Raw genomic sequence first — 10,159 nt, 5'->3', positions numbered from 1 at the left:
AAGCCTCAACCTATCACTTGGCGGTTCAGGTCCGGAGTGGTTATGAAGGCCTGCAAATTGCGCTGCCCTCGGAATGTCTTCCCGTCATACCTCTGGAAAAACTGGCCCAGCGCTTGTTGGAACTGGCCAGAAACATCCAACCAAAACAAGTTGCGAAAAATCCCCGGGGCCCCAAGGTGCCTAAACCCAAAACATGGGTGCAAGGCACTGCGGTGCATGCACATGTTTCAACGGACCGGGTAATCAAGGCCGCCAAAACGAAAAGACCTTGAAAGGGATGGCCGTAAGGGTGGAACCATAAGTAGCCGTTACCCAAAAAACGGATATACACACAAATCCCACACATAAAAAAACCCGCATCACTGCGGGTTTTCTTACAACGTTGAAGCCTTAGTTAACCTTAGCGTTCAACTCACCTTTCAGATAACGCTGATACATCGCTTCCAAAGAAATCGGCTTGATCTTCGAAGCATTCCCCGCCGTACCAAAGGCCTCATAACGCGCAATACACACATCACGCATCGCCGTCACGGTCGCGCCAAAGAACTTACGCGGATCAAACTCGCTAGGATTGGTCGCCATCAACCGACGCATGGCACCGGTAGAAGCGAGACGCAAATCGGTATCGATGTTGACCTTGCGCACACCGTACTTGATACCTTCGACGATCTCCTCAACCGGCACGCCGTAGGTTTCCTTGATGTCGCCACCGTACTGGTTGATGATCGCCAGCCATTCCTGCGGCACCGAAGAAGAACCGTGCATCACCAAGTGAGTGTTGGGAATGCGCTTGTGGATTTCCTTGATACGGTCGATGGCCAGCACGTCACCGGTAGGCGGCTTGGTGAACTTGTAGGCGCCGTGGCTGGTGCCGATGGCGATGGCCAGGGCGTCGACCTGGGTCTTCTTGACGAAATCCGCGGCTTCTTCCGGGTCGGTCAGCATCTGGCTGTGGTCCAGCACGCCTTCGGCGCCGATGCCATCTTCTTCACCGGCCATGCCGGTTTCCAGCGAACCCAGGCAACCCAACTCACCTTCCACCGACACGCCGCAGGCGTGGGCCATGGCGACGGTCTGTTGGGTGACGCGTACGTTGTACTCGTAGTCGGTCGGGGTCTTGCCGTCTTCGCCGAGGGAACCGTCCATCATCACCGAGCTGAAGCCCAGTTGGATGGAGCGCTGGCAGACGTCAGGGCTGGTGCCGTGGTCCTGGTGCATGCACACCGGGATGTGCGGGAATTCTTCGATCGCCGCCAGGATCAGGTGACGCAGGAATGGCGCGCCGGCGTATTTACGGGCACCGGCCGAAGCCTGGACGATCACCGGAGAGTCAGTCTTGTCAGCGGCTTCCATGATGGCGCGCATCTGCTCAAGGTTGTTGACGTTAAAGGCTGGAACGCCGTAGCCGAACTCGGCTGCGTGGTCCAGCATCTGACGCATGCTGATAAGTGCCATTGTGTCTCTCTCCCGGTCGAGGGTCGTTAATCGTGCCAGCCTGCCGGAGCGGCGGCGGCTATTCAAGTCATTGCGGATCGGGGGGTGACCCCGGCCTGCGTGTTCGGTGTCGCTAAACCAAATACTGATGCGATCCCTGTGGGAGCGAGCTTGCTCGCGATGAGGCCAGCACATTCAACATCACTGTCGCCTGATACACCGCTATCGCGAGCAAGCTCGCTCCCACATTGGATCTGCTTTCACATTTGGATCACTGTGGATCAGTTCAATCGTATTACTGCGCCTTGCAACCCCGCCCAATCAAGTCATTGGTGGCGACCCAGTACACCAGGCCTTCCTGACCTTTGACGTGGAACGCCAGCATGTCATCGCTGTACAGCGAACCTTCGACACCCGGTTCAAGCGTGAGGCGATAAACCTTATCGGCGCCGCCCAGGCGCACATCGACTTCCTTTCGGGCAGCATCGGCGTAACGCCAGAGCACTTTGGCCTCGCTATCACAGGTCCAGCTCGTCCAGCCCTCTGCAACGGGCTCGGACGACTGCAAAAAACCCAGTTGCGAGCAACCGGCCAGCAATGCCAACGCCACAACGGCGATCAAGCCTTTCATCCGTGTTCCTCGACGGCCGGCACACGCCGTCCGCCATGAGTTAAGAGTCAGACCCGTCAAGGACAACCATGTTCCTTGGCCGGGGTTTGCGTCTCGTATTTGTCCAGGCCGTCCGGTCCGGAACGCTTGTTCAGCACCGGGTTGGTCTCGGCCTGCCAGTCAGCCTGGTAACAGCCTTCTTCGGGCGTCGGCGTGCCGGTTTGCGGGGCCGGGGCCTCCGGGCTGCTCGAGCAAGCCACCAGCATCGTCGCCGCCAGCAGCAACGTGAACGTCTTGACCATCAGAACACTCCTTTGCCTGGTCAACGCAACCTCAGGCCTTGGCCCGGCTTTCCAGGACTTCCACGGCGGGCAGCACTTTGCCTTCGACGAATTCGAGGAACGCGCCGCCACCGGTGGAAATGTAGGAGATCTGTTCGGCCACGCCATATTTGTCGATGGCCGCCAGGGTGTCGCCACCGCCAGCAATAGAGAACGCGTTGCTTTCGGCGATGGCCTGGGCCAGCACCTTGGTGCCGTTGCCGAACTGGTCGAACTCGAACACGCCGACCGGGCCGTTCCACAGGATCGTCTGGGAGGATTTCAGCAGTTCGGCGAAGTTGGCTGCGGTTTGCGGGCCGATGTCGAGGATCATGTCATCCTCGGCCACGTCGGCCACCAGCTTGACGGTGGCCGTCGCGCTTTCGGCGAATTCCTTGGCCACGACCACGTCCACCGGCAACGGTACGCTGACCTTGGCGGCGATTTCCCGGGCGGTATCCAGCAGATCCGGCTCATACAGGGATTTACCAACCGGGTGACCGGCGGCGGCGAGGAAGGTGTTGGCGATGCCGCCACCGACAATCAGTTGGTTGCAGACCTGGCTCAGGCTGTTGAGCACGTCCAGCTTGGTGGAAACCTTGGAGCCGGCGACAATGGCGGCCATCGGCTGGGCCGGCGAGCCCAGGGCCTTGCCCAGTGCATCCAGTTCAGCTGCCAGCAGCGGGCCGGCAGCGGCGACTTTGGCGAACTTCGCCACGCCATGGGTCGAACCCTCGGCGCGGTGAGCGGTGCCGAAGGCGTCCATCACGAACACGTCGCACAGGGCGGCGTATTGCTGGGCCAATTCGTCGGCGTTCTTTTTCTCGCCCTTGTTGAAGCGTACGTTTTCGAACAGCACGACGTCGCCGGCCTTTACATCGACGCCGCCCAGGTAGTCAGCCACCAATGGCACGTCACGGCCCAAGGCCTTGCTCAGGTAATCGGCCACAGGCTTGAGGCTGTTTTCCGCCGAGAACTCGCCTTCGGTCGGACGGCCCAGGTGGGAACAGACCATCACGGCCGCGCCTTTTTCCAAGGCCAGCTTGATGGTCGGCAGCGAAGCCAGGATACGCGCGTCGCTGGTGACAACACCGTCCTTGACGGGGACGTTGAGGTCTTCGCGGATCAGTACGCGCTTACCTTGCAGATCGAGGTCGGACATCTTCAACACGGTCATGGGTCGCAATTCCTGGGTAACTGTTTAGAGAGCAGGTTTTTTCGAAGCGGTTTGCAGGTAATGCTCGGCAACGTCCAGCATTCGGTTGGCAAACCCCCATTCGTTGTCGAACCAGGCCAGGATGTTCACGAGCCGCGGCCCGGAAACCCGGGTCTGGCTGGCATCGACAATGGCCGAATGGGGGTCATGATTAAAATCACAACTGGCGTGAGGCAACTCGGTGTAGGCCAGGAGGCCTTTGAGCGGGCCGCTGGTGGCGGCTTCGCGCAGGATCCGGTTGACTTCGGTGGCGTCGGTATCGCTCACGGTCTGCATCGTGATGTCGAGGCAGGACACGTTGACCGTCGGCACCCGCACGGCTTTGGCCTGAATTCGCCCGGCAAGTTCCGGCAGCAGCCGTTCAATGCCACGCGCCAGACCAGTGGACACCGGAATCACCGATTGGAACGCCGAACGGGTGCGGCGCAGGTCCTCATGGTGGTAGGCGTCGATCACCGGCTGGTCGTTCATCGCTGAGTGGATGGTGGTGATCGACACGTATTCCAGGCCAATGGCCTGATCCAGCAGGCGCAACAGCGGCACGCCGCAGTTGGTGGTGCAGGACGCGTTGGACACCAGCAATTCGTCGCCGGTCAGGCAATCCTGGTTCACGCCATAGACGATGGTGGCGTCGACATCCGCTTCGCTGGCCATCGGTTGGGAGAACAGCACCCGTGGTGCGCCAGCATCGAGGAAACGCTGACCGTCTTCGCGGGTGTGGTAAGCACCGGAACACTCGAGTACCAGATCGACATCCAGGGACGCCCAATCGATGCCTTCGGGGGTGGCACTACGCAGGACCTTCACGCAGTCGCCATTGATATGCAGACAATCGCCCTCGACCCGCACTTCGCCGGGGAACCGGCCGTGGGTGGAGTCAAAGCGTGTCAGGTATTCGATGCTGGCCATGTCGGCCAGATCGTTGATGGCCACGATTTCGAAACCGGCCTTGGCCCCTCGCTCGAACAACGCACGCAAGACGCAACGACCTATCCGGCCGTAGCCGTTGAGTGCAACTTTGTAGGGACGCGGTTGGGGCATGGGGGTTCTCTGACCAGGGTGAATCCATGGAGTACAGCGCTGAATGTTCCGCAGTCATCGCGGGCAAGCCTTGCTCCCACAGGATGGCATTTTCCCAGTGGGAGCGTGCACATCCTGTGGGAGCAAGGCTTGCCCGCGATGGCGTCAGAACAGGCGATGCATTCCTGGACTTAGTCTTCCAGCAGCTCTTCAGCCTGACCCAGGATGTTGTCCAGGGTAAAGCCGAACTCCTCGAACAACGCCGGCGCAGGCGCCGATTCGCCGTAGGTGGTCATGCCGATCACGCGGCCTTCCAGGCCCACGTACTTGTACCAGTAATCGGCGTGAGCAGCCTCGATGGCGATCCGTGCGCTGACTTGCAGCGGCAGTACCGCCTGCTTGTAGCCAGCGTCCTGGGCATCGAACACGCTGGTGCACGGCATGGACACTACGCGTACGTTGCGGCCTTGCTCGGTCAGCTTGTCGTAGGCCTGGACGGCCAGGCCGACTTCGGAACCGGTGGCGATCAGGATCAGCTCTGGCTCGCCGATGCAATCCTTGAGCACGTAGCCGCCGCGGGCGATGTCGCCGATCTGGTCGGCATCGCGGTTCTGGTGCTGCAGGTTCTGGCGGGAGAAGATCAGCGCCGATGGGCCGTCGTTACGCTCGATCGCGTATTTCCAAGCCACGGCCGACTCCACGGCATCGCAGGGGCGCCAGGTGTCCAGGTTCGGTGTGCAACGCAGGCTCGCCAGTTGCTCGATCGGCTGGTGCGTCGGGCCGTCTTCGCCCAGGCCGATGGAGTCGTGGGTGAACACATACAGGATGCGTTTTTTCATCAGCGCCGACATGCGCACGGCGTTGCGGGCGTATTCCATGAACATCAGGAAAGTAGCGCCGTAAGGCACCAGGCCGCCGTGCAGCGCGACGCCGTTCATGATCGCGCTCATGCCGAACTCGCGAACGCCGTAGTACATGTAGTTGCCGCTGGCGTCTTCGGCGCTGACGCCTTTGCAGCCTTTCCACAGGGTCAGGTTGGAACCGGCCAGGTCGGCCGAACCGCCCAGCAACTCCGGCAGCAATGGGCCGAAGGCGTTCAGGGTGTTCTGGCTGGCCTTGCGGCTGGCGATGGTTTCACCCTTGGCGGCGACTTCAGCGATGTACGCCGAGGCTTTTTCGGCGAAGTCGGCCGGCAGCTCGCCGCTGAGGCGACGCACCAGTTCGTTTGCCAGCTCAGGGAATTCGGCGGAATAGGCGGCGAAACGCTGGTCCCACTCGGCTTCGAGCGCACGGCCCTTTTCCTTGGCATCCCATTCGGCATAGATGTCGGCCGGGATTTCAAACGGGCCATGGTTCCACTTCAGCGCGGCACGGGTCAGGGCGATTTCCTCAGCCCCCAGCGGTGCGCCGTGGCAGTCTTCCTTGCCTTGCTTGTTCGGCGAGCCGAAGCCGATGGTGGTCTTGCAGCAGATCAGGGTCGGCTGGGCGCTTTTGCGCGCGGTCTCGATGGCGGTCTTGATCTCTTCCGGGTCGTGACCGTCGACGTTGCGGATCACCAGCCAGTTGTAGGCCTCGAAACGCTTGGGGGTGTCGTCGGTGAACCAGCCTTCGACTTCGCCGTCGATGGAGATGCCATTGTCGTCGTAGAAAGCGATCAGTTTGTCCAGGCCCAAGGTGCCGGCCAGGGAGGCGACTTCATGGGAAATGCCTTCCATCATGCAGCCATCACCCAGGAACACGTAGGTGTGGTGGTCGACGACATTATGGCCTGGGCGGTTGAATTGCGCCGCCAGGACTTTTTCCGCCAGGGCGAAGCCCACGGCGTTGGCCAGGCCTTGGCCCAACGGGCCGGTGGTGGTTTCCACGCCTGGGGTGTAGCCGTATTCCGGGTGGCCCGGGGTGCGGCTGTGCAGTTGGCGGAAGTTCTTCAGGTCATCGATCGACAGGTCATAGCCGGTCAGGTGCAGCAGCGAGTAGATCAACATCGAACCGTGGCCGTTGGACAGCACGAAGCGGTCACGGTCGGCGAACGATGGGTTGCTCGGGCTGTGCTTGAGGTAGTCGCGCCAAAGCACCTCGGCGATATCCGCCATACCCATGGGGGCACCGGGATGGCCGCTGTTGGCTTTCTGCACGGCATCCATGCTGAGGGCACGAATGGCATTGGCACGCTCACGACGGCTGGGCATCGCTGATCTCCTGCGGGTATTGAATCGAGAATGAATAAAACGGAACTGAAAAAGGCGAGCATTTTCCCTCACCCACCCGCCCCGGGGCAATGACAGATAGTCATCCTGGAGCGTTTTTCCGGTGGATAAAGTCGCATTCGCCAGGTGAAACCTTTCCGCTGATGGCTTGTAGAGTCAAGCACGGTCTGGGAAGTGCCATTTATCAACCAATATCAAAACTTTTTGATATTGAACTTGCGATGATCCAAACCCCTCACTAGACTGCCTCACTGAAACGGACTACCCACTAGTGAAACAGACTGCCCCACGATGAACCTACCCGCGCCCTCCATTCGCCATGACGACTGCGATGAGCTGGCGGCCCTTTGCAAGGCCGGCGGCGACCCGTTGCGGCTCAATGTATTGCGCGCCCTGGCTAACGATTCGTTCGGTGTGCTGGAGCTGGCGCAGATCTTCGGCATCGGTCAGTCCGGCATGAGCCACCACCTCAAGGTCCTTGCCCAGGCCGACCTGGTGGCGACCCGCCGGGAAGGCAACGCCATTTTCTATCGCCGCGCCCTGCCCCACACCGAGCTGCTGGGCGGCAAGCTGCACGCGGCACTGCTGGACGAAGTGGACGCGTTGAACCTGCCGACGGATGTGCAGGCGCGCATCGCCCAGGTCCACGGGCAACGGGCCGCCGCCAGCCAGGACTTCTTCGCACGGGTCGCCGAGAAGTTTCGTGCCCAGCAAGACTTGATCGCCGGCTTGCCGCAATACCGTGAGAGCGTCGTGGCGCTACTCGACAAATTGGGCTTCGAAACCACGGCCACGGCAATCGAAGTCGGCCCCGGCGACGGTGCTTTTCTGCCGGAGCTGGCGCGACGCTTCAGCCAGGTGACGGCGCTGGACAACAGCCCGGCCATGCTCGAACTGGCGCGCCAGGTCTGTGAACGCGAGGCCCTGACTAACGTGCACCTGCAACTGGCCGATGCGCTGGATGGCATGAGCCTGCAGGCCGACTGCGTGGTATTGAACATGGTGCTGCATCATTTCGCCGCGCCGGCCGAGGCGCTCAAGCACATGGCCGGCCTGCTGCAACCGGGCGGCAGCCTGCTGGTGACCGAGTTATGCAGCCACAACCAGAGCTGGGCCAGGGAAGCCTGCGGCGATCTCTGGCTAGGCTTTGAACAAGACGACCTGGCCCGCTGGGCCACCGCAGCGGGCCTCGTGCCCGGGGAAAGCCTCTATGTAGGCTTACGTAATGGTTTCCAGATCCAGGTTCGCCACTTTCAGCGACCCACTGGCGACACTCACCAACGGTAACTTGTAGGAAAACATCGAGATGAGCGAATACTCCCTTTTCACCTCCGAGTCCGTGTCTGAAGGGCATCCGGACAAAATCGCCGACCAGATTTCTGATGCGGTGCTGGACGCCATCATTGCTGAAGACAAGTTCGCCCGCGTGGCGTGCGAGACTCTGGTGAAAACGGGCGTGGCAATCATCGCCGGCGAAGTCACCACGTCGGCCTGGGTCGACCTGGAACAGATCGTTCGCGATGTCATCCTGGGCATTGGCTACAACAGCTCCGACGTCGGCTTTGACGGCGCGACCTGCGGCGTGATGAACATCATCGGCAAGCAGTCCCCCGACATCAACCAGGGCGTTGACCGGGCCAAGCCTGAAGACCAGGGCGCCGGCGACCAGGGCCTGATGTTCGGCTACGCCAGCAACGAGACCGACGTGCTGATGCCGGCCCCGATCACCTTCTCGCACCAGTTGGTTCAACGCCAGGCCGAGGCCCGTAAATCCGGCCTGTTGCCTTGGCTGCGCCCGGACGCCAAGTCCCAGGTGACCTGCCGTTACGAAGGCGGCAAGGTGGTCGGCATCGACGCCGTCGTCCTGTCGACCCAGCACAATCCTGATGTGTCCTACAAAGACCTGCGCGAAGGCGTGATGGAACTGATCGTCAAGCACGTGCTGCCTGCCGAGTTGCTGTCCAAGGACACCCAGTTCCACATCAACCCGACCGGCCAGTTCATCATCGGCGGCCCGGTGGGCGATTGCGGCCTGACCGGTCGCAAGATCATCGTCGACAGCTACGGCGGCATGGCCCGTCACGGCGGTGGCGCGTTCTCCGGCAAGGACCCTTCCAAGGTGGACCGTTCGGCCGCCTACGCCGGTCGTTATGTCGCCAAGAACATCGTGGCCGCCGGCCTGGCCGAGCGTTGCGAGATCCAGGTGTCCTACGCTATTGGCGTGGCCCAGCCTACATCGATCTCGCTGAACACCTTCGGCACCGGCAAGATCGGCGATGACAAGATCATCAACCTGGTCCGCGAAGTGTTCGACCTGCGTCCGTACGCCATCACCACCATGCTCGACCTGCTGCACCCGATGTACCAGGACACCGCCGCCTATGGTCACTTCGGTCGCACGCCGCAGACCAAGACCGTGGGTGACGATACCTTCACCACCTTCACCTGGGAAAAAACCGACCGCGCCGACGCCCTGCGTGCTGCTGCCGGCCTGTAAGACCTGCGTGTAAAAAAAGCCCCTGGCGACTTGGTCGCCAGGGGCTTTTTCATGCCTGGTGCTTGACTACTCTCATACCGGGGCCTTGTGACGATGGCATTTATCTATGGGAGCAAGGCTTGCCCGCGATGAGGACAACTCGGTCCCTGTGGTGACGAGGCGCCTGCATCGCGGGCAAGCCTTGCTCCCACAAAATTCCCTCGCCGAAGCTCAAGATCGCCGTGCCACCAGCAAAAACGAAGCCGCACTGGCCAGCAACCCCGCACACATCCGGTTGAACAAACGCTTACCACTGGGCCGCGCGAACAGCCGCCGCGCATAAATCCCCATGTAGCAATACAAGCCGATGGCGATGCATTCCAGCGCCAGGAACAAGCCGCCCAGCACGGCGAACTGTTGGGTGACGGTGCCTGTACGGTCGACGAATTGCGGCAGGAACGCAGTGAACAACAAAATCGCCTTCGGATTACCAATCGCCACCAGGAACTCCTGGCGCGCCAGGCCGGCCCGGCTCATCGATACGCGTCCGGCCTCGCTGTCGGCCTCGGGCTGGGCCCGCCACAACTGCACGGCCAAATAGAACAGGTACCCGGCACCGACGAGCTTGATCCCCAGGAACAGCAGCTCCGAGGTGTGCAGCACGGCGGTGAGTCCCACCGCGGCCAGGGCGATCATGATCGCAAACGCCAGCAACCGACCGATGCCGCCGCTGCAGGCCCGGACGAAGCCATAACGCGAGGCGTTACTGATGGAGAGCAGGTTGTTCGGCCCCGGCGCCATGTTCAGCGCAAAGCAGGCCGGAATGAAAACAGCGAGTGTCGGCAGGTCCATTCGGGCGCTCCAGGCAGAGGTGGA

Annotated in this window: 9 protein-coding genes and 1 pseudogene; 3 read left to right on the top strand and 7 right to left on the bottom strand. The window is 61.3% G+C overall.

Going from position 1 to position 10,159, the window contains the following annotated elements:
- A pseudogene (locus tag AC3A5O_RS04805) lies at nucleotides 1-272 on the top strand (IS4 family transposase); the annotation flags it as partial.
- A gap of 118 nt (nucleotides 273-390) precedes the next feature.
- On the opposite strand, the gene fba reads toward AC3A5O_RS04805, so the two are convergent.
- The 6 genes from fba to tkt all read right to left on the bottom strand — a co-directional run bounded on the left by fba (nucleotide 391) and on the right by tkt (nucleotide 6,789).
- A complete protein-coding gene (fba, locus tag AC3A5O_RS04800) occupies nucleotides 391-1,455 on the bottom strand; it encodes a class II fructose-bisphosphate aldolase (protein WP_003177554.1) in 1,065 nt (354 codons plus the stop codon).
- Between the two features lie 274 nt (nucleotides 1,456-1,729).
- The gene (locus tag AC3A5O_RS04795) at nucleotides 1,730-2,065 is read right to left on the bottom strand and encodes an MliC family protein (protein WP_305491256.1); all 336 of its coding nucleotides are present in this window, start codon (nucleotides 2,063-2,065) and stop codon (nucleotides 1,730-1,732) included.
- A 56-nt stretch (nucleotides 2,066-2,121) separates the two neighbouring features.
- Nucleotides 2,122-2,346, bottom strand: coding sequence for a hypothetical protein (locus tag AC3A5O_RS04790; protein ID WP_122566574.1), 225 nt, complete (start codon nucleotides 2,344-2,346; stop codon nucleotides 2,122-2,124).
- A 31-nt stretch (nucleotides 2,347-2,377) separates the two neighbouring features.
- Nucleotides 2,378-3,541 (bottom strand): phosphoglycerate kinase, encoded by a 1,164-nt coding sequence (locus AC3A5O_RS04785; protein WP_122566573.1) that lies wholly within the window; start codon nucleotides 3,539-3,541, stop codon nucleotides 2,378-2,380.
- A gap of 24 nt (nucleotides 3,542-3,565) precedes the next feature.
- A complete protein-coding gene (gene epd, locus AC3A5O_RS04780; RefSeq protein WP_122566572.1) occupies nucleotides 3,566-4,621 on the bottom strand; it encodes an erythrose-4-phosphate dehydrogenase in 1,056 nt (351 codons plus the stop codon).
- 170 nt (nucleotides 4,622-4,791) lie between these two features.
- Complete coding sequence (gene tkt / locus AC3A5O_RS04775) at nucleotides 4,792-6,789, bottom strand: transketolase (protein WP_305468736.1); 1,998 nt, start codon at nucleotides 6,787-6,789, stop codon at nucleotides 4,792-4,794.
- 309 nt (nucleotides 6,790-7,098) lie between these two features.
- On the opposite strand from tkt, the gene AC3A5O_RS04770 reads away from it, so the two are divergent.
- Both AC3A5O_RS04770 and metK read left to right on the top strand, forming a co-directional pair.
- A complete protein-coding gene (locus AC3A5O_RS04770; RefSeq protein ID WP_122566570.1) occupies nucleotides 7,099-8,094 on the top strand; it encodes an ArsR/SmtB family transcription factor in 996 nt (331 codons plus the stop codon).
- A 19-nt stretch (nucleotides 8,095-8,113) separates the two neighbouring features.
- Nucleotides 8,114-9,304, top strand: a complete 1,191-nt coding sequence (gene metK / locus AC3A5O_RS04765) for a methionine adenosyltransferase (RefSeq protein ID WP_003177547.1) — start codon at nucleotides 8,114-8,116, stop codon at nucleotides 9,302-9,304.
- Between the two features lie 210 nt (nucleotides 9,305-9,514).
- Here the strand turns inward: metK and AC3A5O_RS04760 are convergent, their stop codons facing one another.
- Nucleotides 9,515-10,135 (bottom strand): LysE family translocator, encoded by a 621-nt coding sequence (locus tag AC3A5O_RS04760; protein ID WP_305482018.1) that lies wholly within the window; start codon nucleotides 10,133-10,135, stop codon nucleotides 9,515-9,517.
- Nucleotides 10,136-10,159 lie beyond the last annotated feature (24 nt).

Source organism: Pseudomonas sp. Soil_N_39 (assembly GCF_057655955.1).
This window is presented reverse-complemented; position numbering and strand designations above follow the sequence as displayed.

What these genes read in the sequence shown, in the direction of transcription:
- fba (WP_003177554.1), bottom strand. Translation starts at nt 1,455, where the DNA reads ATGGCACTTATCAGCATGCGTCAGATGCTGGACCACGCAGCCGAGTTC.
- AC3A5O_RS04795 (WP_305491256.1), bottom strand. Translation starts at nt 2,065, where the DNA reads ATGAAAGGCTTGATCGCCGTTGTGGCGTTGGCATTGCTGGCCGGTTGC.
- AC3A5O_RS04790 (WP_122566574.1), bottom strand. Translation starts at nt 2,346, where the DNA reads ATGGTCAAGACGTTCACGTTGCTGCTGGCGGCGACGATGCTGGTGGCT.
- AC3A5O_RS04785 (WP_122566573.1), bottom strand. Translation starts at nt 3,541, where the DNA reads ATGACCGTGTTGAAGATGTCCGACCTCGATCTGCAAGGTAAGCGCGTA.
- epd (WP_122566572.1), bottom strand. Translation starts at nt 4,621, where the DNA reads ATGCCCCAACCGCGTCCCTACAAAGTTGCACTCAACGGCTACGGCCGG.
- tkt (WP_305468736.1), bottom strand. Translation starts at nt 6,789, where the DNA reads ATGCCCAGCCGTCGTGAGCGTGCCAATGCCATTCGTGCCCTCAGCATG.
- AC3A5O_RS04770 (WP_122566570.1), top strand. Translation starts at nt 7,099, where the DNA reads ATGAACCTACCCGCGCCCTCCATTCGCCATGACGACTGCGATGAGCTG.
- metK (WP_003177547.1), top strand. Translation starts at nt 8,114, where the DNA reads ATGAGCGAATACTCCCTTTTCACCTCCGAGTCCGTGTCTGAAGGGCAT.
- AC3A5O_RS04760 (WP_305482018.1), bottom strand. Translation starts at nt 10,135, where the DNA reads ATGGACCTGCCGACACTCGCTGTTTTCATTCCGGCCTGCTTTGCGCTG.